Consider the following 24,789-nt stretch of genomic DNA (forward strand, 5'->3'; position numbering starts at 1 on the left):
GCGATGAAAGGAGGTTGAAGCTTTTGCTACGGCCCGGTTACGGACGTGGCTGAACGCGCGGAAAATGGCGTTAAGGAAGTTTTTACACTCTTTTCAGAAGCAATTCCATGGGCTTAAGGGGGGTTTCACGATGAAAACCCCCGATTTCATGCCTTTTCAGGGTGAGCCTCAGCGCCCCTCGACACGCCATGCAGCGAACAGAAGCGTGCCCGCCAGCAGCAACATCAGCCATCCCGGCGCCAGCGGGGTCAGGCGGAGGTCCTGCACGTCGAACGCCTCGCGGCGGACCAGCCCCAGCCAGCCACGGCCCTCGGCCGCGCGTCCCTCGCGGACCCGGCGCAGGTCGGGGGCGCCAGCCTCCTCGACCCGGATCGCCCCGCCCCCGGTGGCCCCGGCCAGCGGATCCAGCACGGCGGCCGTCGAGACCGGGTTCTCGAACTCCTTGGGCGCGGCGGGGCCGACGGCGGTCACGGTCTCGATCTCGCCCTCGGCCAGCCGGTAGATGCCATGCTCCTCGGCGGTGAACCGCGCCGACCAGGTGCCGGGCGCGACCTGCGCCAGTTGCAGCGTGCTCTCCTCGCCCGAGGGGCTTGTCACGGTGACGGTCCCGACCTCCTCGGCCAGCGTGCGGCGGGTGACGGTTACCTGCTCGCCCGAGGGCTCGGCGGTCAGCACTTCCTCCTCCAGCTCGGGCTCCTGCATCAGCCAGTGAGCCAGCCGCCGCAGCAGTTCCCGCTGCGGGCCGCCACCCTCGAAGCCGCGCGACCACAGCCAGGCGTGATCCGAAGCCAGCATTGCGATCCGCCCCTCGCCGGGCCGGTCCAGCACCAGCAGCGGCCGACCCTCGGGGCCTTCCATCACGGTGTTGCCGGTCGCGGCCTCCATCTCGATCAGTCGGAACCAACGGCCCCAGCCGGGGGTGCCATCCTCGCCTGCGGGACGCGGCGCGAAGACCTCCAGCCCGCTGGTGACAGGGTGCCGCGCGCCCACGTCCGAAATCCGGGGCACGTAGCCTTCCTCGAGCACCCGCGCCGTCGGGGCGGCGGGCAGCACGTCTCGAAGCGGCGTCCGGTAGAGGCTCTCGGCCCCCGCGAAAGCAGGCCCCGAGGCGATCAGCACCGCGCCGCCCTCGCGCACGTAGCGGCCGATGTTGTCGATATAGAGCGACGGCAGCACCCCGCGCCGCCGGTAGCGGTCGAAGATGATCAGGTCGAACTCGTCGACCTTCTCCATGAACAGCTCGCGCGTCGGGAAGGCGATCAGCGACAGCTCGAAGACGGGGACGCCGTCCTGCTTTTCCGGGGGGCGGAGAATGGTGAAGTGGACCAGGTCCACCGCCGAGTCCGATTTCAGGATGTTCCGCCAGGTCCGCTCGCCCGCATAGGGCTCGCCCGAGACAAGCAGCACCCGCAGCCGGTCGCGGATCCCGTTGATCGACACGATCGCCTGATTGTTGCGATCCGTCAGCTCGTCCTCAAGCGCGGGGGCGGTGATCTGCAGCACGTTCAGCCCGCCACGGTCGAGCTCCAGCGGCAGGGTCTGGGTGGTGTCGGTCTCGACCATGAACGCGACCGGCTCGCCACCGTTGATCGAGATTTCCAGCGGTGTCCGCGTCGGCAGGTCGGCAGGCGCGCGACCCAGGGTCTCGACGGTCAGGCGCAGCTCCACCGCCTCGCCGACGATGGCGAAAGCGGGGGCGGTTTCGATCTTCAGACGGCGATCCCATTCCGCCTCGCGCCCGGTCAGCACCGTGTGGACGGGGGCCGGAAACTCGGTCAGCGCCTCGGTGTCGTGGACCTGCCCGTCAGTCAGCAGGATCGCCCCAGCGATGCGGTCGGGCGACACCTCGGCGGCGGCTTCGGCCAGCGCGGACAGCAGCAGCGTGCCCGGCTGCGCGCCGTCGCCCACGGTGTCGGTGACCGAGATGCGGCGGATCTCCAGCGGCGCGGTCGGATCCGAGGCCAGCTCGGCCAGTTTCGTGTCCAGCTCGGCCTGCGTCGCCTGCATCTGCCCGGGGCGCACGTCGATGCCCTGGCTCGCGGTCTCGTCCGTCACGATGAACGCGATATCGGGCAGGTAGTTGCGGTCTTCCTGCCGCCAGCTTGGTTCGGCCAGCGCGACCAGCAGCACTAGCGCGGCCAGCGCTCGCAGCCACCAGCCAGTCAGTCCGCGCCAGAGCCCGAACGCCACCAACCCGGCGGACAGCACGGCCAGCGCCAGCAGCACCGGTAGCGGGATCAGCGGAGCGAAGGAGATCGTGCTTTCCATTCAGTTCCCCAGCCGTTCCAGCAGGGCAGGGACGTGCACCTGGTCGGATTTGTAGTTGCCGGTCATGACATGCATGATCAGGTTCACCCCGAAACGATAGGCCATCTCGCGCTGTTGCGCGCCACCGGTACCGCGTCCGACCGGGTACATTGGCGCGCCGCGCTCATCGATCGCCCAAGCAGCGGCCCAGTCGTTGGCGCCGATCACCACCGGGGTCACGCCGTCGTTGAGGTCGCGGAACGGCATGCCCTCGACTTCCTCGACATTCGGCGCGGCCTCGACCCAGACCTCGGAATTCGAGAACCGGCCCGGGAAATCTTGCAGCAGGTAGAAAGTCCGTGTCAGCACATGGTCCTGCGGGGCCGGCTCCAGCGGCGGAATATCCAGCTTGGCGGCCAGCTGTTGCAGCGTGCGGCCATTGGCAGTGCCCGCGCCAAGCCGCCCGCCGAGGTTGGCGTCGCGGGTGTCGAACAGGATCATACCGCCAGAGCGCAGGTACTCGTTCAGCTTGGCATAGGCAGCATCCGAGGGCGTCAGCTGCACGTCCGAGATCGGCCAGTAGAGGAAGGGAAAGAACGCAAGGTCGTCCTGTTCCAGGTTCACGCCAACGGGGTCCACCGGCTCGATCGCCGTGCGCCGGTTCAGGACCTGGCTCAGCCCGCGCAGCCCCGCCTCGGAGGTGGCATCGAGCGTGCGGTCGCCGGTGATGACATAGGCCAGCACCGTCTCGGTCGTGGCATAGAGCGCAAGCTCGTCGTCCGTCAGCTCCTGCGCGCGGGCCTGCGGGATGGTCAGCGCGACCGCCAGCAGGACAATTGCCCCTTGCGCGACGCGTGGGCCGGTCAGACGGCCTGAAAGCCAGAGTGTCGCCAGGATATCCGCCGCCAGCGCCAGCAGCGCCAGCGTCAGCAGCCAGGGCTTGAGCGGTGTTTCGGGTGCGACCTCCATGCTTTCGACGGTGATCCCGCCGGGCAGCGCGCCGATGGGCGCGATCTGGTCGCCCGTGCGGAACAGGTTCACCGCAACGGACCGGTCCCCCGAGCCATATACGCCCGGAGGCATCTCGGCCGAGGGGTGATCCTCGATCAGCCGCGCGCCGTCGATCCCGGCCAGAAGGCGCGGCTCGACCGGGGTGCCGAAGCCGTCGAGCACGGTTTGTGCTGTCCAGGTCTGGCCCGCCAGATCCTCGGCCGCCGGGCGGGCGACGCGGGCGCTGACGGCGAGACGTTCGAGCATCTGCACGAAGAGGCCCGACAGCGGCAGGCTGGACCATTCGGCGTTGGCGGTGACGTGGAACAGCACCACGCGCCCGTCGCCCTGCGAGCGCCCTGTGACCAGCGGCGTGCCGTCCTCGAGCGCGGCCAGCACGCGGTCGGGCAGGTTGGGATCGGGCTGTGCCATGACCTGGGAGGTCACGTTGACCTCGTCCGGCGTCTCGAGGCCGAAGAACGGACTGCCCTCGCGGAACGGGCGCAGGGCCTTGGGCGCGCCCCAGGACATTGCGCCGCCAACGCTGCGGCCACCGGCGCGCAGGCGCACGGGCAGCAACGGGTCTTCCTCCAGCTGTCCCTCGCCCGAGGCCGCAAGGCGCGGCCCCGCAAAGCGGACCAGCAGACCGCCGGATTCGATCCATTCGATCAGGCGCTCGCGTTCGGTTTCCGCGACCGCGCCGACATCGGCGAAGACGATCACGTCGGGCTGGGCCGAGAGGATATCGTCGAGCGGGGCCTCGATCAGGTCGGCGGAGTCTTCGAGCGCGGTGCGCAGGTAATGAAGCGGGTCGACTAGCCGCTGCGCCTCGCCCGCGTCGCCACCGGCCAAAAGCCCTACCTTGCGGCGCTTCAGCCCGTCATCGGCCAGCGCGACCGCCCCGGCCGAGCGTTCGCCCTGGATCGCCAGCCGTGTCACGCGGTTGCGAAGCTCCACCGGCAGGTCGAGGGCAACCTCTTTCACGGCGCTGTCGTCCGGCTCGAAGATGACGCGCTGCGCGCCCAAAACCCGCTCGATCCCCAGCGGGTCGGCGCCGATCGCGGCGATCTCGATCGAGCGGCCGGCCCCGCCCTCGGGGCGCAGCACCTCGGTCTTCAGCGCGCCGTCCGAGAAGCTGGGTGCGGTCAGCGCCAGTGGCGTGCGCGGATCGGCGATCATCCGCACCGCGCCACGGTTGGTCAGCGCGTCGAAGAAGGCCTGGTCGCCCTCGGTCGCGATGCCGTCGGTCAGCCAGACGGTCTCGAAGCCCTCGTCTTCTAACGTGTCCAACCACTGGGCGAACCCGGCGCGGTCCGGGCCCCAGGCCTGTGGGGCAAGGCCGACGATGCGGTTCGCCCACCCTTCGGCAGCGCGGAACGGCAGGCGCGGCTCGCCCGGGACCGGCTCGGCCAGAGACAGCAGCGCGGCGGGGCGGCCATCGCGGGCGGCCTGGTCCAGGATATCGGCGGCGCGGGCCTGCCGCTGCGCCCAGTCCGGCGCCGAGGCCCAGCCGCCGTCCATCAGCACCAGCACCGGGCCGGTGCCGCGCTCCCGCACGTCGGGGTTCAGCACCGGGTCGGCGAAGGCGAGGATCGCGGCGGCCAGCGCGCCCATCCGCAGTGCCAGCAGCCACCACGGCGTGCGTTCGGGCATCCGCTCGGGGTCTTTCAGGCCCAGCAGAAGGCGCACGCCCGGGAACAGGCGGCGGGCTGGGGCGGGCGGGACCGCGCGCAGCAGCCACCATAGGATCGGCAGCAGCACCAGTGCCGCAAGCAGCCAGGGCGCGAGGAAAGAGAGACCGCCGAGCGTCAGCATCTACCGCAGCCCCCCGATCGCCATGTAGAGCCAGAGCAGCGCCGCCCGCGGGCTTTCCGAGGTGCGGTGGATGGTGAACTGCCAGCCAGTGTTGCGGGCCACGTCGCGCAGCAGCTCGCGACGCTCGCCCAGCCGTTTGCGGTAGGCGTCGCGCAGGGCGCGGGCACGCTGGGTCTCGAACTCGACCGAGCCGCCGACCGAGCGGAAGATGGTGCGCCCGTCGAAGGGGAAATCCTCTTCGGTGTCGTCGACGATCTGAAGGAATACGCCGGTGACGTTGTTCTGCGCGGCGTGGGCGAGGGCCGGGAAGACCTGCTCCTTGTCGCCCATGAAGTCCGACAGGAACACCGCCCGCCCGCTGGAGCGGTACTGCGCCTGCGGCGGCTTGCCGTAGTCGGGGCGCTCCTCGCGGTCCTGCGCCAGCTCCATCGCGATACGGTTGAGCTGCAACTCGCCGGTGCGGGGCTGCGCCGCGTCAGTGCCCAGCAGCGAGACCCGCTCACCCGCCTTCACCAGAAGCACGGCCAGCGCCAGCGACAGCAGCCGGGCGCGCTCGGCCTTGGTGAACTCGGATCGCTCGCCCTTGTAGTCCATCGCCAGCGCGTCGTCGCACCAGATCGAGACCGTCTGCGCGGCCTCCCATTCCTTCTGGCGGATGTACTGGATGTCGGACCGGGCCGAGCGGCGCCAGTCGACCTGGGTCAGCACGTCGCCGGGCACGGCGCGGCGGTATTGCCAGAAATTCTCGCCGATGCCGGCGCGCCGGCGGCCGTGGACGCCGAAGGCCACGGTCATCGCCAACCGCTCGGCCTCGGCCAGCAGTGGCGGCAGCGAACCGCCGACCTTCTCGGCGTCGCCGCGAAGACGCGTGGCGCGGCTGGCGGTGCTTTCGGTCACGCGGCAATGTCCGTCTCAAGCGTTTCGCGCACCAGTTCGGCGATCACCTTGTCGAGCGTGCGCCCGGCGGCGCGGGCGGCGAAGGTCAGCGCCATGCGGTGCACCAGGATCGGGTGCGCAAGCGCCGCGACGTCGTCGACTGAGGGCGCCAGCCGTCCGTCCATCAGCGCCCGCGCGCGAACCGTCAGCATCAGCGCCTGCGCGGCACGGGGGCCGGGACCCCAGGCGATTTCGTCCTTCACCAACGCGCTGGTGTCCTCGGTATCCGGACGGGCGGCGCGCACGAGGTCGAGGATCCGCTCGACCACCTGCTCGCCTACCGGCATGCGGCGAATCAGCGCCTGTGCCTTGAGCAGCCCGGCGGCGTCGAAGACCTGTTCGGCCTGCGCATCCTCGGAGCCGGTGGTGGCCAGCAGGATGTTCCGCTCGGCCTCGCGGTCCGGGTAGCCCACATCGATCTGCAGCAGGAAGCGGTCAAGCTGTGCCTCGGGCAGGGGATAGGTGCCCTCCTGCTCGATGGGGTTCTGGGTTGCGAGCACGTGGAAGGGCCGGTCCAGTTCGCGCTCGGCCCCGGCGATGGTCACGCGCTTTTCCTGCATCGCCTGCAGCAGCGCGGACTGGGTGCGGGGGCTGGCGCGGTTGATCTCGTCGGCCATCAGAAGCTGGCAGAACACGGGCCCCTGGATGAACTTGAAGGTCCGGCTGCCATCGGCGCCGGTCTCGAGCACCTCGGCGCCCAGAATGTCCGAGGGCATCAGGTCGGGCGTGAACTGCACCCGGTTGGCGTGCAGGCCCATGACGGTGCCCAAGGCCTCGACCAGGCGCGTCTTGGCCAGACCCGGCGCACCTACCAGCAGCGCGTGACCGCCGCAGAGAAGCGCGTTCAGCGTCAGGTCCACGACCTTTTCCTGGCCGATCACCCGGCGCGACAGCATCTCGCGGGCGCGCGACAGCGAGGCGGCGGTCGCCTCCATCGCCGCGATCATCTCGCCATTGTCTTCCGCGACGGGGTCGGTCATGTGAGGCTCCTGTAGATGGGGCGTCTGGCCCGGGCTGCCTTATGCATGGCTGCCTGTTGCGGGGCCGCCTGGTTCAAAGCTAACGTTTCGGCCGGAAAGGGCAATGATGGCCAACTCTGCTGAGCCGATTGTGAACCAAGCGCCGCCGATGCGGAAGGGCCTGCCGTGCTGACGCTCGACGCAGGCCGTATCAAGCGCGTGCAGTGGAACGCGGTGCCCTACCACAAGCGGCGCGTCGTGTTCCTGATCACCCCGAAATGCGGCAATTCGGCGATCAAGACGGCGCTCATGCAGGCCCAGGGCGAGGAAGACCCCCGTCACGTCCACAAGCGGACGGAAACCTGGAGCCCGGCCGAGATCGCGAAATCCGGCTATCGCGGTATCGCCGTGGTGCGGAACCCTTACGCCCGGGCGGTCTCGGTCTGGCACGAGAAGATCGTGCGCGGCAGCGGCGGCGGGGTGCAGAAATATGCCGGCGTCGCCTTCGGCCAGTCCTTCGAGGAGTTCCTGCGCGCCATGCAGAAGGTCGGCGAGCGGGGGAATCGGCACATCCGCTCGCAATGGGTGGGCATGTACCACCGCGGGCGATTCCTCGCCGACCGGGTGATCCGGCTGGAGGAGCCCGAGGGCTGGGAGGCGCTGCGGCAGGACATTCCGGAGTTGCCCACGCTGCCTGTGCTGAACGCCTCCAACGCGCCGGATTGGCGCGAGGTCTGCCGCGGCGAGGCGCAGGAACTGATCCTGCGCCGCTGGGGGCGCGATTTCGACGAGTTCGGATATCCGCGCGATCTGCCCTAGCGAGCGGCGCTGCGTGCGCTAGGCTCAGGGGCAAGCGACGTTGAAGGGAGCGACATGAGCGACGCGCCAGACAACAGCAGGACGACCCCCTCGGCCGAGGGCATTGCCGCCTCGGCCCGCGCCGCCAAGGGGCGTGGCCCCGCGCCGGTGCACCTGTGGAACCCGCCGTTCTGTGGCGATCTCGACATGCGGATTGCGGCGGACGGGACGTGGTTCTATCTCGGCACGCCGATCGGGCGGAAACCACTGGTGAAACTGTTCTCGTCGATCCTGAAGCGCGAGGGCGACAGCTATTTTCTGGTCACACCAGTCGAGAAAGTGGGCATCACCGTCGATGACGCGCCCTTCGTGGCCGTGGACTTCACCGCCGAAGGGCAGGGGCAGGCACAAGCACTGACCTTCCGCACCCACGTCGACGACGAGGTGCCCGCGGGGCCCGAGCATCCCATCGACGTGCGCCGCGACCCCGAGACCGACGAGCCCCGGCCCTACGTGATGGTCCGCAACGACCTTTGGGCGTTGATCGACCGCAAGAGCTTCTACCGGCTGGTGGAACTGGGTGCGCCTGCGGATGTAGACGGCGAGGCCTGGTTCGGCGTCCACTCGCGCGGCAGCTTCTTTCCGATCATCCCCGAGGCGGAACTGAACGTCTAGGCGAACGGGTCCTCGGGATAGCCGACGCCCGCAAGGTACAGCCCGTCCGGCGGGCTGACCGGCCCGCAGGCGGCGCGGTCGCGGGCCTGCAGCGCCTTGCGCACGTCGTCCGGCGTCCAGGCCCCTGCGCCGACTCGCTCCAGCGTGCCGACGAAGCTGCGTACCTGGTTGTGCAGAAAGCTGCGGGCGCGGACGTCGAAGCGGAACTCCGTGCCGTCGTGCCGCTCGACGGCGGTGACGTCCAGCCGATCGAGCGTGCGCACCGGGCTGTCCGCCTGGCAGATCGACGAGCGGAAGGTGGTGAAATCGTGCCGCCCCAGTAGCTGTCGGGCGCCCTCCTGCATCGCGTCTAGATCCAGCTTCTGCCGCACATGCCAGACCTTCCCCCGCTCAAGCGCCAAAGGGGCGCGGCGGCGCAGCAGCCGGAACAGGTAGCGCCGCTCGGTCGCCGAGAACCGGGCGTGGAAATCGTCTGCGACCCGCACGGCCTTCAGGATCGAAACGGGGGCAGGGCGGACATGGTGGTTCAGTGCCTCGGACAGGCGGAACGGGTCCCAGTCGCGGGGCAGATCCAGGGTCGCCACCTGTCCCAGCGCGTGAACGCCCGCGTCGGTGCGCCCTGCGGTGGCGATGGTCACGGGTTCGGGTTCCAGCCGGGTCAGCGCGTCCTCGATCGTGCCCTGCACGCTGGGCAGGTGCGACTGGCGCTGCCAGCCGTGGAACGGCGCTCCGTCATATTCGATCAGCAGGGCGTATCTGGGCATGGGCTGCCCCTAGCGCCCGGCGCGGCGCTTGCCAAGCCCTCGAAATGACGGGATGCCTTGGCTATATCGAAAGGGCCGACCACAGGGGAATGCATGGCCCGACTATCCGATCTGACCGACAGCATGGGCCGCGCGCTGGAATCGGCGCAGGCGCGCACCGAAGAATTCCTGTTCGAGCCGACCCTGCGGCTGGGCGTCACCGGTCTGTCGCGCGCGGGCAAGACGGTGTTCATCACCTCGCTGGTGGCGAACCTGCTGAACCCGGGGCGGATGCCGCAACTGGCCGCGCAGCGCGACGGGCGCCTGCTACTGAGCTTCCTGCAGCCGCAGCCCGACGACGACTTGCCGCGGTTCGGGTACGAGGATCATCTGACCCAGATGACCGGGCCGAACCCGCAGTGGCCGGATAGCACGCGGCACGTCTCGCAACTGAGGCTGTCGGTGCGGGTGCGGCCGACCGGGTTCCTGACCGGCTTCACCGGCCCCCGCACAGTTCACATCGACATCGTGGATTATCCGGGCGAGTGGCTGCTGGACCTTGCCTTGCTGAACCTCGACTACGCCGAGTGGTCCGCCCAGGCGCAGGCCCTGGCCGAGACGCCCGCCCGTGCAGGCGCCGCCGCGCCTTGGCTCCAGGCTGTGCAGGGCGTGGACGCTGCGGCGACGCTGGACGAGGGGCAGGCGCAGGGCCTCGCACGGGCGTTCACCGAATACTTGCACTGCGCCAAGGACGCCGGGTTTTCCGGCTGCGCACCTGGCCGGTTCCTGCTGCCGGGCGAGATGGAGGGCTCTCCCGCGCTGACCTTCGCACCCCTGCCACGCCCCGAGAAACCCGGCCGCGACAGCCTCTGGACCGAGTTTCGCCGCCGGTTCGAGGCGTACAAGCGGCTGGTCGTGAAGCCCTTCTTCCGGGACCATTTCTCGCGCATCGACCGCCAGATCGTGCTGGTGGACGCGCTGGGCGCGATCGCCGCCGGCCCCCCGGCGGTCGAGGATCTGCGGGTCGCCATGGCCGACATCCTGCACGCCTTCCGGCCAGGCCCGAATAGCTGGTTGAGTTCCATCATGGGCCGGCGGGTCGAGAAGATCGCCTTCGCCGCCACCAAGGCAGACCATCTGCACCACACCCAGCACCCCGCGTTGACTTCGATCATGGAGGCGCTGGTCGCCGACGCCCGCGCCCGCGCCGCTTACAAGGGTGCCAAGACCAGCAGTTTCGCCATCGCCGCCCTGCGCACCACGGTCGAGCAGACCATGACCCGCGACGGCGAGGACTACGCCTGCGTGCGCGGCGTGCTGGAGAGCACCGGGCGCGAGGCGGCGCTCTATCCGGGCAAGCTGCCCGAGGATCCGGCGATGCTTCTGAACCCCGCTCGGCAGGGCGCCGGGGAGTGGCTGGACGCCGACTACGACATCATGGCCTTCCGCCCGCCCAAGGGCGCGATGGGACAGGGCATGGGGCCGCCGCATATCCGCCTCGACCGGGTGGCGGAATTCCTGATCGGGGACCGGCTGTTGTGATCCCGCTGGCGCTCTTCCCTCCCAGGCTGCGGCCTGCACGCCCTGGTGACGCCCCGGCCTGCGCCGCTATCCTGCGCCATTGGGTCGACGAGACGCCCTGGTACGCGACGGCTCACCCGCCGCAGGCCGACACGCCTTTCGTCGCGCGCAAAATCGACGCCGGGGCGGTCACGGTCGCCGAACGACGCGGGCAGGTCGCAGGCTTCCTGGCGCTGGAGGGGGATTACGTCTCCTGCCTCTATATCGACGGCGCGCACCGCGGCCGTGGCCTCGGGCATCGGCTGCTGGAGCGCGCCAAGCGGCAGCGCGACCGGCTCAGCCTCTGGACCTTCCAGGCCAACGCCGCCGCTCGCCGCTTCTACGAGCGCGAGGGCTTCGTGGAGCACCGGCGCACAGACGGGCGTGACAATGACGAGGGGCTGCCGGATGTCGAATACGTCTGGCAGGGCAAGGAGGCACAATGAGCGGCAAGGACCAAAAGCCTCGCGGCCCGATCCTCTTCGAGGGCGACGCGCTGGAGCCGGGCGCGCCCAGCGTGGCCGAAGCGCCGCCAGTGCCCGAGCCGGACGCGCCGCCGCCGCAGGGTGCCGCGATGAAGCGCGCCACGGGCCTCGCCGCGCGCCGCGCGGGCTTCGGCACGCTGGTGCTGGGGGCGCTCGGCGCGCTGGTCAGCCTGGCGCTGGGCGTGGCGGCCTGGGATTTCGTGATGAATCTGCTGTCGCGGAACGCCGTGCTTGGGAACGTCGCGCTGGCGCTGGTGCTGATCGTTCTCGTCGGCCTGCTGGCGATCTGCCTGCGGGAACTGGCGGCGATCCTGCGCCTCTCGCGGCTTGGCAAGGTGCAGGCGCGCGCGGCCGATCCGCTGGCACGCAGCGACCGGACGAAGGCCGCGCAGGTCTGCGATGACATGCTGAATCTCTATGCGGGCCGGGACCAGTTGCGTCTGCCCGCAGAACAGCTCGCCGCCCGGCAATCCGAGATACTCGACGCCGACGCGCTGATGGATGCGACCGAAACTGCGCTGATGACCCCGCTCGACGCCGCCGCACGGGCCGAGGTCGAAAGCGCTGCCCGCCAGGTCGCGGCCGCCACCGCGATGGTGCCGCTTGCGCTGGCCGACGTGATCGTCGCGCTGACCGCCAACCTGCGGATGATCCGCCGGATTTCGCAGGTCTACGGCGGGCGCGGCGGCACGCTCGGCTCGTTCCGGCTGCTGCGCACGGTGGCGCAGCACCTGATCGCGACCGGGGCCGTGGCCGTGGGCGACGACATGCTGGGCTCGATCGCCGGGGGCGGAGTGATGTCGAAGCTCTCGCGCCGCTTTGGCGAGGGGATCATCAACGGCACGCTGACAGCCCGGGTCGGAATTGCCGCGATCGAGGTCTGTCGCCCGATGCCGTTCGCTACGCTGCCGCGCCCGCGCACCACCCGACTGGTCCAACGTGCGCTCTCGGGCCTATTCGGCGGCTGAAGCCCCGGGCGCGCGCCCGCTTTCTTCATCCCCCAAATACTCCCGCCGGAGGCGTCCGGCGCCAGCCACCACCTGCGCCTCTGCATTGCAAGCGCCCACACCAGCCGCCAAGATCGCATACCGGGCAAGGAAGGGCAGACATGGATATTATGTTGGGCGTTCTCGGGCTGGCCTATCTGCTTGGCCTGCCGGTCGCGGTGATTATTCTGCTGGTGCGCACCGGCGCCCAGCAGAGGCGGATCGAGGCGCTCGAGCGTGGGCAGACGCGCGTCGAGGCCATCGATCATGGCGCGCCGCGTACCGAGACGGCGCAACCACGCAAACCGGCTGATGAGCTGGCGACCCTCCCGCCGGATAAACCATTCGTGCCGGTGGCGCCCGCTTCGGAGCCGGTGTCTCCTCGTAGTGAAGTACTCGAGCAACCCCGCCCGGAAATCGTCACCGAAAGCCCGCCACGCGCCTTCGTCTTCCGCGAGGAGCGCCTTGCCGCCGTGGGCCAATGGCTGCACGCCAACTGGTTCCTCGCTGTCGCGGCGCTCTCCCTCGCGCTCGCGGGCGTGTTCCTTGTCCAGTATGGGATCGAGACCGGGTTGCTGACTCCGGCCATGCGCGTGCTCGGTGCCATCGTGCTGGGCCTCGCGCTGATCGGCGGCGGCGAGTGGATGCGTCGCCGGGGCGCCGAGGATGACCACGCGACCGCCTTCCTGCCCCAGACCTTCGCGGGCGCGGGGCTGGTGTCGGTCTTCGCAGGCGTGCTGGCGGCGCGGCAACTCTACGGGCTGATCGGTGCCGAAGTGGCTTTCGCCGGGCTTGCCGCAACCGGCGCGGGGGCGCTCCTGCTCGGCTGGTTCCACGGCCCTTTCCTCGCTTGCGTCGGCCTGCTCGGCGCTTTCGCCGCGCCTTTCCTCGTGGGCGGCGAGGCCGAAGACCCGTCCTGGCTCTACGGTTACTTCGCGCTGGTCACGGTCGTTGGGCTCGGGATCGACGCCGCGCGGCGCTGGGCCTGGGTCTCGGTGCTGTCGCTTGTCCTTGGCTTCGGCGCCGCCAGCCTTCTGGCGATGGCCGAGGGCGGCGGCGCGGCGCAACTGGGCTTCGCGCTGGTCGCCGCCGGGGCCGCTGCGGCGATCCCGGTCTGGCGCATGGTCCCGGACCAGGGCGGCGAGACGGTAACCGGCAGCCTGATCCGGCTGTTCATCCCTGCCGAACCTCTCTGGCCCGAGTTCCCCACGCGGCTTGCCTTTGCCGCGATGGCGGCGGCAAGCGTCGTTGCAATTTGGGTCGCCGGAGAAGGCCCCGTCGAGTTCTGGGCGGCCTGCGCAGCCCTCGGCGCGCTCTACCTGCTGGCCGCGGTCTGGTTGAGGCAGGCGCCAGGCCTCGCCGACCTGCCCGCGTTGCCGCTGGCGGCGTTCTGGGCGGTACTGGTCCTTCAGGCGGTCGATGGGACCGAGGTCTTCCGCGCCTTCACCGGCTGGACGCTGCCTGAGACGGATCAGGAAGCGATGCCGCCCCTGACCGCCAGCATCCTTGCTGCCGGTGCGCTCGCCGCGAGCCTCGTGGCGGGCTGGCGCGCAGCGATTCCGGGCCGTTTCAGCGTGCCCTGGGCCTTCGGGGCAGCGCTGGCCGGACCCGTCGCGCTGATTGTGCTCGAGGCGCTCTGGCACCCGGCAACGATCCTCGGCGGCTATCCCTGGGCGCTGCACGCGGTCGCCGCCTCGGTGCTGCTGACCGTGCTGGCCGAGCGCCATGCCCGCGCGCAGGGCGGGCCGGGGCTGGGCGTCGCGGTTCTGGCGATGGCGGCGATGGTGATGCTGAGCCTCGGCGCGGTTGTCGTCTTCACCAAGGCCGCGCTGACCGTGGCGCTTGCAGTGATGGTGCTCGTCTCGGCGCTCCTGGACCGCAGGTTCGACATGCCGCAGCTGGGCGTCTTCACCGCCCTCGGCGTGATCGTCGCGGGCTGGCGGCTGGTGCTGGACCCCGGCTTCGACTGGGCGCTGGATGCCGGGCTGGCCGAGGTTCTGCTGGCCTATCTCGGCACGCTAGCAATGTTCGGCGCGGCGCTGGTCGCGGTGCGGGAACGGGGCCGGGCGCGGCTGGTGGTCTATCTCGAATCCGGCATCTGGCTGGCGGGCGGGGTCTTCGCCTCGGTCATGCTGGGCCGCTGGTTCGGTGGCGACGAGGGGTTCTGGTACGCCTCGCTCTACGGGTCGATCTGGCTGATCGTGGCGTTGGCGCAGCTTCACCGCGCGGGGCTTGGCGGGGTGTTGAAACCGCTGCGCTATCTTCTGGCCGTTGTCGCGGGCGGGCTGGCCGTGCTGCTCTACGGGCTGTCGCTGACGCTGCTGCACCCGGTCTGGGGCTGGTCTCCCGACGGTGTTCCGGGGCCGTGGGTCTTCAACACGCTGCTGATCGCCTATGCGCTGCCGGGGCTGCTGCTGTTGGTGGGGGCGCGCTGGCTCGACAAGCAGCCGCGCCTGCTGCGCCGCGTGCTGGCGAGCCTCGGCGTAGCGGCGCTGGGCCACTGGCTGGCGCTAGAGATCCGGCACATCTGGCGCGGTCCGGACCTCGATCTGCCCGGCGTGACGGACCCGGAGCTCTACTCCTACACCCTCGCGCTGCTGCTGGTCGCCGCCGGGTTGATGGGGCTGGCGCTGGCGAAGCGTTCGGCCATGCTGCGGCGGGTCGCGCTGGTGGCGGTGGGGCTGACCATCGCCAAGGTCTTCCTGATCGACATGAGCGGGCTGACCGGGCTGATCCGCGTCGTCTCGTTCCTCGGTCTCGGCCTGTCGCTGGCGGGGCTGGCGATGCTCAATCGCTGGATGGACGCGGCCTTCGCCGCGGACGCTCCGGAGGGCCCGCCGAAACCCCCCGATCCGCAGGGCGAAAGCGGGGTGGACGGACCCTGACCCCAGCCCTATAAGCATGGCCCATGCGGACCATTTTCGGCATCGCCATTCGAATTACTGGCCCGGCCCTCGCTTCCTGAGGCGCCGGGACCAAGGCGTAGGAGACTCGCCGCGCCGACCTCGCCAGATACCCCCGAAGATCCGACCGACGGAGAGCGCGACATGTGCGCCGATACGCCCGACTACAAAGACACGCTGAACCTTCCGACCACCGAATTCCCGATGCGCGCGGGCCTGCCCAAGCGCGAGCCCGAATGGCTCGCCCGGTGGGAACGCCTCGGCGTCTATGACCGCCTGCGCGAGACCGCGGGCGCGCGCAAGCCCTTCATCCTGCACGACGGCCCGCCGTATGCGAACGGGCACCTGCACATCGGCCACGCGCTGAACAAGACGATCAAGGACATGATCGTGCGCAGCCACCAGATGATGGGCTTCGACTCGCGCTACGTGCCGGGCTGGGATTGCCACGGCCTGCCGATCGAGTGGAAGATCGAGGAGCAGTACCGCGCCAAGGGCAAGAACAAGGACGACGTGCCGGTCGTCGAACTGCGCCAAGAATGCCGCCGCTTCGCCGACCACTGGGTCGGCATCCAGCGCGACGAGTTCAAGCGCCTGGGCATCACCGGCAAATGGGACGATCCCTACCTGACGATGGACTTCAACTCCGAGGCGGTGATCGCCGAGGAGTTCATGAAGTTCCTGATGAACGGCAGCCTCTACCAGGGCTCGAAGCCGGTCATGTGGTCGGTGGTCGAGAAGACCGCGCTGGCCGAGGCCGAGGTCGAGTATCACGAGCATCAGAGCCACACGATCTGGGTGAAGTTCCCGGTGGTGAAGGCCGCGCACGGCCCCAGCCCGCTGGACGAGCCGGACGATTTCGTCGGCTTCGGCTCGGACCTGCTGGTCGAGCAGCTGATGGCGGCCAAGGTGGTGATCTGGACCACGACCCCCTGGACCATCCCGCAGAACCGCGCGGTCTGCTTCAACCCGGACCTGTCCTATGGCCTTTATCGCGTGGTCGAGGCCGCCGAGGACAACTGGGCGAAGACCGACGACACCTACCTGCTGGCCGACCGGCTGGCGGACGACGTCATGGAGAAGGCCCGCGTCACCAAGTGGGAGAAGGTCCGCGACGTCTCGGCCGACGAGCTGGAGCGGATCACCTGCGCGCACCCGCTGCGCGGCGTGGACGGCGGCAACGGCGAGTGGGATTTCGACGTGCCCATGCTTCCCGGCGATCACGTTACCGATGACGCTGGGACCGGCTTTGTGCACACCGCGCCCAGCCACGGTGCGGACGACTACGTGATCGGCCAGAAACATGGTCTGCCGATGACCTACAACGTGCTCGAGGACGGCAGCTTCCGCGCTGACCTGCCGTTGTTCGGCGGCGCAGTGATCTTCGATCACAAGGGCAAGGAGAAGGACGCCAACAAGCGTGTCATCGACAAGCTCGCCGAGGTTGGCGGTCTGATCGCACGTGGCCGGGTGAAGCATTCCTACCCGCACTCGTGGCGCTCCAAGGCCCCGCTGATCTTCCGCAACACGCCGCAATGGTTCGTCGCCATCGACAAACCGCTCGACGACGGCCACGGAGAGCTGGGCGAGACGATCCGCAAGCGCGCGCTGCACTCGATCGACCGGCTGGTGAAGTGGACGCCGCAAAGCGGGCGCAACCGCCTGTTCTCGATGATCGAGACTCGCCCCGACTGGGTGCTCAGCCGTCAGCGCGCCTGGGGCGTGCCGCTGACCTGTTTCGTAAAGAAGGGCGCCAAGCCTGACGACGCGGACTTCCTGCTGCGCGATCCGGTCGTGAACGCCCGTATCGCCGAGGCCTTTCGAGCCGAGGGCGCGGACGCATGGTACGCCGACGACGCCAAGGCGCGCTTCCTGGGCAATGACTATGACCCCGAGGACTGGGTGCAGGTCTATGACGTACTCGACGTCTGGTTCGACAGCGGCTCGACCCATGCGTTCGTGCTGCGCGACCGCGAGGACGGTGCGCCGGACGGCATCGCCGATGTCTACATGGAAGGCACCGACCAGCATCGCGGCTGGTTCCACTCGTCGCTGCTTCAGGCCTGCGGCACGACGGGACGCGCGCCCTATCGCAACGTGGTGACCCATGGCTTCACGCTCGACGAGAAGGGCGAGAAGATGTCGAAGTCCAAGGGCAACACGATCGTGCCCGAGGAGGTCATCAAACAGTACGGCGCCGATATCCTGCGGCTTTGGGTGGCGCAGACCGACTACACCGCCGACCAGCGCATCGGCCCCGAGATCCTGAAGGGCACCGCCGACAGCTATCGCCGGCTGCGCAACACCATGCGCTTCATGCTTGGCAACCTCTCGGGCTTCACCGAGGCCGAGCGCTTGCCTGAAGCCGAGATGCCGGAACTCGAGCGCTGGGTGCTGCACCGGCTGGCCGAACTGGATGAGGCGGTCCGCGAGGGCTATGCCGCCTTCGACTTCCAGGGCGTATTCCAGAAACTGTTCCAGTTCTGCACGGTGGACCTCAGCTCGGTCTATTTCGACATCCGCAAGGACGCGCTCTACTGCGACGGCGCGGACAGCATCCGCCGCCGCGGCGCGCGGACCGTGCTGGACCTGCTGTTCCACCGGCTGACCACCTGGCTTGCGCCGATCCTGCCCTTCACCATGGAAGACGTCTGGCTGGATCGCTTCCCGGGCGAGGACAGCTCGGTGCATCTGCAGGATTTCCCTGCCACGCCCGAGGGTTGGCTGGACGCGGACCTCGCGGCCAAGTGGGATACCGTGCGCCGGGTGCGCCGGGTCGTCACTGGCGCGATGGAGGTGCAGCGCCGCGAAAAGGTCATCGGCGCCAGCCTCGAGGCGGCTCCGTTCGTCCATGTCGCGGATCCGGCGGTGCGCGCGGTGCTCGAATCGGTTAGCTTCGAGGACGTCTGCATCACCTCGGCCGTGACGGTCTCGGGTGATCCCGCCCCCGCTGACGCGTTCGCTCTGCCGGACGTTGATGGCGTGGCGGTCGTGTTCGCACCTGCCGAGGGCGAGAAATGTCAGCGTTGCTGGAAGATCCTGCCGGACGTCGGCACCCACGCGCACCCGGGCGTCTGCGCCCGCTGCGACGAGGCGCTATCGTGAACCTGCTCGCCGCCCTGATCTACGTGGGCGGCCTGATCGGCGGGGCGCATGCGCAGGACGCACGCGCCCCGATCCCTTCGGCCTGCGCGGCGCTGGAAGACAGCGGTGCGACCGAGTCGCTGGGCCCTGCGGTGGCGTTCAAACCCGCGACCGGCGTGGACACCACGGTGCTGCGCCTTGACCAATGCCGCGCCTCTGCGCCCGAGGGGGCGCCGGCGGTTTCCCTTCTGGTCCGCCAGATCGACGCGCCGCGGATGCGCAGCGTTTCCGAGCAGATGGAGCGGTATATCGATGCCGACGGGCGCGGTGCGGCGCACGAGCGGCTGGACCTCGGTGACGGCGCGCTGTGGTTTCAGGACCTTGCCCAGCTTGCGGTCTGGCACCGCGACGGCGCGACAGTCTTCGTGCTCACGGTGGTTGGCGAGGATCCGCGCGCCCTCGCCGAACAAGCGGCGCGAGCCCTGCTCAAGACTTACCCGTAAGCTTTCAGGCGGCCCGGCGCTCGGGCACGATCTGCTGCGCGATCCCCGCGCTCAGCAGGTAGAGACTGCTCGCCACAAGCGCCACGGTCGCGATCGCGGGCGCGTCGAAAGAGAGCCACGCCTCCCACACGGCGGCGCCGGACCAGACCGCCATTGCGGCAAGGTTCGCAGGGCGCCAGCGTCTGGTGCGTACCGGGTGGACGAATTTGAGCGGGAAGAACTGCATCAGCGCTATCGCGATCATCAGCAGCATCGCGCCCCACGAGCCGATATCGACCGCGAAGAGCACCAGGATCACCATGTTCCAGCAGCCTGGAAAGCCCGAGAAACTGTTGTCCTTCGTCTTCATCCGCGTGTCGGCGAAGTAGATCACGCCAGTCACGCAGATCATCAGCCCGGCAGCCAGGCTCCAGCCCGGATCGATCAGCGCCGCCTCGACCATCGCGTAGGCGGGGATGATGACATAGGTCAGGTAGTCGATGATCAGGTCCAGCAGCACCCCGTCCCATTGCGGCGCGTTCTTCTCGACCCGCACCTTGCGCGCCAGCGGCCCGTCGATGCCGTCGACGATCAGCGCGAACAGCAGCCACAGGAACATCATCGGCCAGTCGCTGCGGCCGGCGGCGAGCATCGCCATCAGCGCCAGTGCGGCGCCGGTGGCTGTCAGCATATGGACGGAAAAGGCTTTGACGAAATCGGACATTAGCGCCGTATGACATCTTTGCGAAGCCAGCGCAAAGGGGCGCGGGAAGCCCCGGCGGAGAGGGCCCCGCCGGGTACGTGCAAGGGGATCAGCCCCCGGTGGCGACGCGGACGTCTTCCAGCGGGTAGCCCATGCTGTCCTGATCCTCGAACGCGGCATGGCAGTCGTGGCAGAAGCCCTGGCTGATGCCCATTGCCTGACCGTTGGGCTGCACCGCCGAATAGACCCAGTTGTCGAACTCGTCCGCCTCGCCCGCCGAGACCTTCTCCATGATGAAGAGCGGCCCAACGGCGGCCTTGCCGTCCTTCAGCGCGAAGCTCTCCTTGGCGAGCACGGTGCCCGCGGGCATCGAGAAATCGCCCGCCTCGAACTTCAGGTACTGTTCGGCCCCGGTGGCGTTGACGAAGGTCTGCAGGAACCGTTCACCATGCGGGCCAGCGACAGCGGGGCGGGTCGAGGACACGGTCCAGTCACGATAGACCTTGGCAACCTCGTTCTCGCCGCCGGTGTAGCCGTCGAGCATCGCCTGCTCGATACAGGCGTAGAGCGCGCCGACCGCTTCGCCGTCCAGATCGAACGCGTCGCCCTCGGCGGTGCAGTCCTGGGCCGAGGCCGCGCCCGCGCCAAGCAGCAGCACCGCCGCCGTTGTCAGAATTCGTTTCATGCCGTCTCCCCTTGAGTGCCCGCCTTGTTGCGGATGCGGACACAATGCCACGGAAGATCGGCTGTTTCGCTTAACAGGCAAGCACAAGGGCGTGAGCGATTGTTGCGGGCCTCAGCGTCGCCGCCCGCGCGGGTGAGCGGCCTGGTAGACCTTCATCAAACCGGCCTCGTTGACCGCCGTGTAGGCCTGCGTCGTCGATAGCGAGGCATGGCCCAGCAGTTCCTGGATCGCCCGCAGATCCGCGCCGCGTTCCAGCAGGTGCGTTGCGAAACTGTGGCGCAGCGCGTGCGGCGTCGCCGTCGCTGGCAGGCCAAGTGCCTGCCGCAGCACTTGCATCACCTTGCGCACCTGGCGCTGATCCAGCGGACCGCCGCGCATGCCGCGAAAGATCGACTGATCCGCCGCCATCGGCCAAGGACAGGCGCGCACATAGGCGTCGACCGCCTGCCGCGCGACCGGCAGCACCGGCACGATCCGTTCCTTGTTGCCCTTGCCCCGGATCCTCAGCACATCGCCTAGCGGCAGCCGCGCGCCGGTCAGGCTGAGCGCCTCGGAAATCCGCAGCCCGCAGCCATAAAGCAACGTCAGCACGGCCGTGTCTCTCAGGCCGATCCACGGCTCTTCGTGCATGCCGCCGGCCAGGTCCAGCACCGCCGCCGCGCCCTCGGTCGAAACGGGGCGGGGCAGGCGCTGCTTCTGTTTGGGGGCACGGGCCGACGAGACTGCGGCGCAGTCCACGCCCTCGGCCTCGGCCAGCCAGCGGTAGAAACCCTTTACGGCGCTCAATTCCCGCGCCAGCGAGCGGGCGGAGATTTCGCGCCCCCGCTCGTGCGCCATCCAGGCGCGCATGTCGCGCGGGCTGACACGGGCCAGCGCGGCGCGGCCCGCGGGTTCGCCCCAGTAGCCGTTGAGAAAGCCCAGGAACCCCGCCACGTCGCGCCGATAAGCCTCGACCGTCGCAGGGCTCATGTTGCGGACGCCAGAAAGCGTTGCGAGCCAGCGGTCCAGCAGCGCCTGAGCGCCCCCGGATGCCGCCGGCCGGTCGCTCACGCCAGCCAGCGGCGCAGCATCCGCTCGATCGCGCCGCCGAAGAAGGTCAGCAGGTCGACCGCCTGGTCGGGCGAGAAGCGCTGCGCGTCCTCAGCGCCCATGCTCAGCAGGGCGGGGTTGGTGCCGGGCCCTAGGTCGAGGCGCAGGACCGCCTCGGACTGGATCCAATGCTCGGTGCCATAAAGATCGTCCGAAACGCCAGTGGCCCGCCGCAGGGTGACCCGGCGGGCGGGCTGCTCGGGCTCGGCGGCGAGATAGGCGTTCACGCCGCCGCGGGGCAGGGCGATGACCAGCTCGGCCAGCTCGCCCTTGGGCCCCAGCGCGCTGCCGGCAGCGGCGTTCGATGTCTCCAGCCCCAGCCGGATCGCGTCGATCGACAGGATATGCGTGATCTCGTCGCCCAGAGTGGTCAGGAAGGTACGGAAGTCCGCCGCCTCCAGCAGCGCCAGAACGGCGCGGTGCACCTGGTTGGTGCCGGCCAGGTTCTCGTAGGCGGCGGCGATCACCGTGCGGTTGGTGTGCTCCAGCTGGTCGAGCCGGTCTTCCAACCGGTCCACCAGCTTGCCGCGCAGATCGACGATCTTGCGATCGCCTTCGCCGGGGGCATCCACCCCCAGCAAGGCGTTCATCAGCTCGCGGTCGGACAGGATCATGTCCGGGTTGCGCAGGATCTCGCTGCGCAGCGCCGAGCTGGGTTTCTGAACCTCGGTCATCTCCGCCGGCCGGATCAGAGAATCTTCTGTCCGGTCTTCGCCCAGTCGGCCAGGAAGGATTCCAGGCCCTTGTCGGTCAGCGGGTGCGCGGCCATCTTCTGCAGAACCGCCGGCGGCGCCGTCACCACGTCCGCGCCGATCCGGGCGGCTTCGGTGATGTGGTTGACGGTCCGGACCGAGGCGGCAAGGATCTGCGTCTCGAATCCATAGTTGTCATAGATCACCCGGATGTCCTGGATCAGTTCCATTCCATCGATATTGATGTCGTCCAGACGCCCGATGAACGGGCTGATGAAGGTCGCGCCCGCCTTGGCCGCCAGCAGCGCCTGGTTGGCCGAGAAGCACAGCGTCACGTTGACCATGCGGCCCTCGTCGCTCAGCGTCTTGCAGGCCTTCAGACCGTCCCAGGTCAGCGGCACCTTGATGGCGATGTTGTCGGCGATCTCGGCCAGCTTGCGGCCTTCGGCGATCATGCCCTCGGCATCCAGCGCGACGGTCTCGGCGCTCACCGGGCCGTCGACGATGCCGCAGATCTCCTTGGTGACTTCGAGGATATCACGACCCGACTTCATGATCAGCGAGGGGTTGGTGGTCACACCGTCGAGCAGACCGAGGTCCGCAAGTTCGCGAATGTCGTCGATTTCGGCGGTGTCGGCGAAGAATTTCATGATGCTCTCTCTGGTATGCCTCAGGGCCTCGGGCGCGGAGTCTACCGGAACGGCGGGACGGGTGAAACACCCGAATCGGGCCTCCGCGTGAGCCACGGCAGGGGATTTCCCGAAGGCGCGCTGGTCGGCGTGCTCACGGCCGAGCCGATCGACCGGGTGCTGGACTACAAGGCGCCCGAGGGCGGCGTCTCAACGGGCGATTTCGTCGTGGTCCCGCTGGGCCCGCGCAAGGTGGTGGGCGTTGTATGGGGGCCGGGCGAGGGCAGTTTCGACCCGGCGAAGATCCGCCGCGTTGCCGGAGTTCTGGACGTGCCGCCGATGCGCCCCGAGATGCGCGAGTTCCTGGCCCGGGCCAGCGACTACACCCTGACGCCGCTGTCGATGATGCTGCGCCTTGCCACCCGCTGCCCCGGCCTCGGCCAGCCGCCGGGCACCCGAGACGTGCTTCGCCGGGGGCAGGGGGAGCCGGACCGCGTGACCCCGGCCCGCGCCCGCGTGCTGGACGTTCTCGAGGAACACGGCGGCGCGGGTTTCGCGCCCAGCGAGTTGTCGCAGCTGGCGGGCGTGTCGTCCTCGGTGCTCAAGGGGCTCGAGGCGCAGGGCGTGCTGGTCCGTGTGCCAGAGCCGCGCGACCGGCCCTATGATCGGCTGAACGGCGGGCTCGCTGGGCGGTCCTTGTCCGACGACCAGACCCGCGCCGCCAAGGCTCTGCGCGCAACCGTAGCCACGCGGCGCTATTCCACGACGTTGCTCAAGGGCGTCACCGGCTCGGGCAAGACCGAGGTTTATCTGGAAGCCGTGGCCGAGGCGCTCTCGCAGGGCCGTCAGGCGCTGGTGCTGCTGCCCGAGATCGCGCTGACCGGGGCCTTCCTCGACCGGGTAGAGGAGCGTTTCGGCGCCAAGCCCGCCGAGTGGCACTCCGGCGTCACCCAGGCCGAGCGCCGCCGCTGCTGGAACGCCGTCGCCGAGGGGCAGGCGCAGCTTGTCGTCGGCGCGCGCTCGGCGCTGTTCCTGCCGTTCCGCGATCTTGGTCTGCTGGTCGTCGACGAGGAGCACGACAGTTCCTACAAGCAGGAGGACGGCGCACTCTACCACGCCCGCGACATGGGCGTGCTACGCGCGTCGATCTGCAAGGCCTCGGTTATCCTCGCCTCGGCGACACCGGCGCTTGAGACCTGGGCCAACGCCGATGCGGGCAAGTACCAGCGGCTCGACCTGCCGCAGCGCTTCGGCACCGCCGCCTTGCCCGAGATGGCCGCCGTCGACATGCGTACCGACACACCCGAGCGCGGCACCTGGCTGTCCCCCGGACTGGTCGAGCAGGTCCGCGCCCGAATCGAAGCCGGCGAGCAGTCTCTGCTGTTCCTGAACCGCCGGGGCTATGCGCCGCTGACCCTGTGCCGGGCCTGCGGGCACCAATTGGGCTGCAACCACTGCGACGCCCGGCTGGTCGAGCACCGCTTCCGCAAGCGCCTCGTCTGCCACCAGTGCGGCGACAGCCAGCCGATCCCGACCGAATGCCCGAACTGCAAGGTCGAGGGCAAGCTGACCGCCATAGGTCCCGGCGTCGAGCGTATCGCCGAAGAGGTCACCGCCCGTTTCCCCGACGCCCGTATCGCAGTGCTGTCCTCGGACCAGATGGAAAGCGCCCGCGCGCTGAAGGCCCGGATCGAGGAGATCGCCGCGGGCGGCGCGGACGTCATCGTCGGCACTCAGATCGTAGCCAAGGGCCACAACTTCCCACTGCTGACGCTGGTCGGCGTTGTGGACGCTGACCTCGGCCTGATGGGCGCCGACCTGCGCGCCGCCGAGCGCACCTTCCAGCTGATCCGGCAGGTCGCCGGCCGCGCGGGCCGCGCCGACAAGCCCGGCGCGGCGTTGCTCCAGACCTACCAGCCGGACCACGGCGTGATCCGCGCGATCCTCCACGGCGACGAAGAGGCGTTCTGGAAAGCCGAAGCCGCCGCCCGCGAGGCCGCCGGCGCGCCGCCCTACGGCCGCATGGCGGGCGTCATCATCAATGCCCCGGACGAGCAGCGCGCCTTCGGCGTCGGCCGCGCGCTCGCGCAGAACGCAGGCCACCTGACCCGGCTCGGCGCGCAGGTTTTCGGCCCGGTCGCTGCCCCCGTCGCCCGTGTCCGGGGCCGCGTGCGTGTCCGGCTTCTGGTCAAGGCGCCGCGCGGTGTCGGGTTGCAGCAGGCGCTCGCCGATTGGCGGGGATCCGTGCAAGTACCCTCCAATACGAGGGTCACTATCGACATAGACCCACAATCCTTTTATTGACCGTGCCGCCGGACTTCCCAAGCG

Annotated in this window: 19 protein-coding genes; 9 read left to right on the plus strand and 10 right to left on the minus strand. The window is 69.3% G+C overall.

What is annotated here, in order from left to right; genetic code table 11:
- Positions 1 to 168: 168 nt before the first annotated feature.
- Genes ACW9UR_RS20485 through ACW9UR_RS20500 form a run of 4 tightly spaced genes read right to left on the minus strand, consistent with a single transcriptional unit; the run spans position 169 to position 6,968 of the window.
- The gene (locus tag ACW9UR_RS20485; RefSeq protein ID WP_458918922.1) at positions 169 to 2,268 is read right to left on the minus strand and encodes a hypothetical protein; all 2,100 of its coding nucleotides are present in this window, start codon (positions 2,266 to 2,268) and stop codon (positions 169 to 171) included.
- The gene (locus ACW9UR_RS20490; RefSeq protein WP_458918923.1) at positions 2,269 to 5,052 is read right to left on the minus strand and encodes a DUF4159 domain-containing protein; all 2,784 of its coding nucleotides are present in this window, start codon (positions 5,050 to 5,052) and stop codon (positions 2,269 to 2,271) included.
- Positions 5,053 to 5,949 carry a DUF58 domain-containing protein gene (locus ACW9UR_RS20495; RefSeq protein WP_458918924.1) on the minus strand — a complete coding sequence of 299 codons (897 nt, stop codon included), beginning with the start codon at positions 5,947 to 5,949 and terminating at the stop codon, positions 5,053 to 5,055.
- The gene (locus ACW9UR_RS20500) at positions 5,946 to 6,968 is read right to left on the minus strand and encodes an AAA family ATPase (protein WP_458918925.1); all 1,023 of its coding nucleotides are present in this window, start codon (positions 6,966 to 6,968) and stop codon (positions 5,946 to 5,948) included. Before ACW9UR_RS20500 ends, ACW9UR_RS20495 begins: the two co-directional genes overlap by 4 nt.
- A gap of 165 nt (positions 6,969 to 7,133) precedes the next feature.
- Here ACW9UR_RS20500 and ACW9UR_RS20505 point away from each other — a divergent pair, with 165 nt between their 5' ends.
- Both ACW9UR_RS20505 and ACW9UR_RS20510 read left to right on the plus strand, forming a co-directional pair.
- On the plus strand, positions 7,134 to 7,766 hold the full coding sequence (locus ACW9UR_RS20505) for a sulfotransferase family 2 domain-containing protein (RefSeq protein WP_458918926.1): 633 nt from the start codon (positions 7,134 to 7,136) through the stop codon (positions 7,764 to 7,766).
- 54 nt (positions 7,767 to 7,820) lie between these two features.
- Positions 7,821 to 8,420, plus strand: a complete 600-nt coding sequence (locus tag ACW9UR_RS20510; RefSeq protein ID WP_458918927.1) for a DUF1285 domain-containing protein — start codon at positions 7,821 to 7,823, stop codon at positions 8,418 to 8,420.
- Here the strand turns inward: ACW9UR_RS20510 and truA are convergent.
- A complete protein-coding gene (gene truA, locus ACW9UR_RS20515) occupies positions 8,417 to 9,184 on the minus strand; it encodes a tRNA pseudouridine(38-40) synthase TruA (RefSeq protein WP_458918928.1) in 768 nt (255 codons plus the stop codon). The genes ACW9UR_RS20510 and truA overlap by 4 nt on opposite strands.
- Before the next feature lie 93 nt (positions 9,185 to 9,277).
- On the opposite strand from truA, the gene ACW9UR_RS20520 reads away from it, so the two are divergent.
- The 6 genes from ACW9UR_RS20520 (at position 9,278) to ACW9UR_RS20545 (ending at position 18,684) form a co-directional block, all read left to right on the plus strand.
- Positions 9,278 to 10,705 (plus strand): YcjX family GTP-binding protein, encoded by a 1,428-nt coding sequence (locus ACW9UR_RS20520; protein ID WP_458918929.1) that lies wholly within the window; start codon positions 9,278 to 9,280, stop codon positions 10,703 to 10,705.
- Complete coding sequence (locus ACW9UR_RS20525; protein WP_458918930.1) at positions 10,702 to 11,169, plus strand: GNAT family N-acetyltransferase; 468 nt, start codon at positions 10,702 to 10,704, stop codon at positions 11,167 to 11,169. Before ACW9UR_RS20520 ends, ACW9UR_RS20525 begins: the two co-directional genes overlap by 4 nt.
- A complete protein-coding gene (locus tag ACW9UR_RS20530; protein WP_458918931.1) occupies positions 11,166 to 12,176 on the plus strand; it encodes a YcjF family protein in 1,011 nt (336 codons plus the stop codon). The genes ACW9UR_RS20525 and ACW9UR_RS20530 overlap by 4 nt, the downstream gene beginning before the upstream one ends.
- A 140-nt stretch (positions 12,177 to 12,316) precedes the next feature.
- Positions 12,317 to 15,079: a DUF2339 domain-containing protein gene (locus ACW9UR_RS20535; RefSeq protein ID WP_458918932.1), complete on the plus strand. Its 2,763-nt coding sequence runs from the start codon at positions 12,317 to 12,319 to the stop codon at positions 15,077 to 15,079.
- A 162-nt stretch (positions 15,080 to 15,241) separates the two neighbouring features.
- Positions 15,242 to 18,202, plus strand: a complete 2,961-nt coding sequence (ileS, locus tag ACW9UR_RS20540; protein WP_458918933.1) for an isoleucine--tRNA ligase — start codon at positions 15,242 to 15,244, stop codon at positions 18,200 to 18,202.
- On the plus strand, positions 18,199 to 18,684 hold the full coding sequence (locus ACW9UR_RS20545; protein ID WP_458918934.1) for a hypothetical protein: 486 nt from the start codon (positions 18,199 to 18,201) through the stop codon (positions 18,682 to 18,684). The genes ileS and ACW9UR_RS20545 overlap by 4 nt, the downstream gene beginning before the upstream one ends.
- A gap of 4 nt (positions 18,685 to 18,688) precedes the next feature.
- Here ACW9UR_RS20545 and ACW9UR_RS20550 read toward each other — a convergent pair whose 3' ends face one another.
- The 5 genes from ACW9UR_RS20550 to fsa form a co-directional block, all read right to left on the minus strand.
- On the minus strand, positions 18,689 to 19,354 hold the full coding sequence (locus ACW9UR_RS20550) for a CDP-alcohol phosphatidyltransferase family protein (RefSeq protein WP_458918935.1): 666 nt from the start codon (positions 19,352 to 19,354) through the stop codon (positions 18,689 to 18,691).
- A 121-nt stretch (positions 19,355 to 19,475) separates the two neighbouring features.
- Positions 19,476 to 20,051: a cytochrome P460 family protein gene (locus ACW9UR_RS20555; protein WP_458918937.1), complete on the minus strand. Its 576-nt coding sequence runs from the start codon at positions 20,049 to 20,051 to the stop codon at positions 19,476 to 19,478.
- Positions 20,052 to 20,162: 111 nt separating this feature from the next.
- The gene (locus ACW9UR_RS20560) at positions 20,163 to 21,101 is read right to left on the minus strand and encodes a tyrosine recombinase XerC (protein WP_458918938.1); all 939 of its coding nucleotides are present in this window, start codon (positions 21,099 to 21,101) and stop codon (positions 20,163 to 20,165) included.
- Positions 21,098 to 21,814, minus strand: a complete 717-nt coding sequence (locus tag ACW9UR_RS20565; RefSeq protein ID WP_458918939.1) for a DUF484 family protein — start codon at positions 21,812 to 21,814, stop codon at positions 21,098 to 21,100. The genes ACW9UR_RS20560 and ACW9UR_RS20565 overlap by 4 nt, the downstream gene beginning before the upstream one ends.
- 14 nt (positions 21,815 to 21,828) lie before the next feature.
- Positions 21,829 to 22,482 (minus strand): fructose-6-phosphate aldolase, encoded by a 654-nt coding sequence (gene fsa, locus ACW9UR_RS20570; RefSeq protein WP_458918940.1) that lies wholly within the window; start codon positions 22,480 to 22,482, stop codon positions 21,829 to 21,831.
- An 87-nt stretch (positions 22,483 to 22,569) separates the two neighbouring features.
- Here fsa and ACW9UR_RS20575 point away from each other — a divergent pair, with 87 nt between their 5' ends.
- On the plus strand, positions 22,570 to 24,765 hold the full coding sequence (locus tag ACW9UR_RS20575) for a primosomal protein N' (protein WP_458918941.1): 2,196 nt from the start codon (positions 22,570 to 22,572) through the stop codon (positions 24,763 to 24,765).
- Positions 24,766 to 24,789: the final 24 nt, after the last annotated feature.

The organism is Halovulum sp. GXIMD14794, assembly GCF_054457455.1.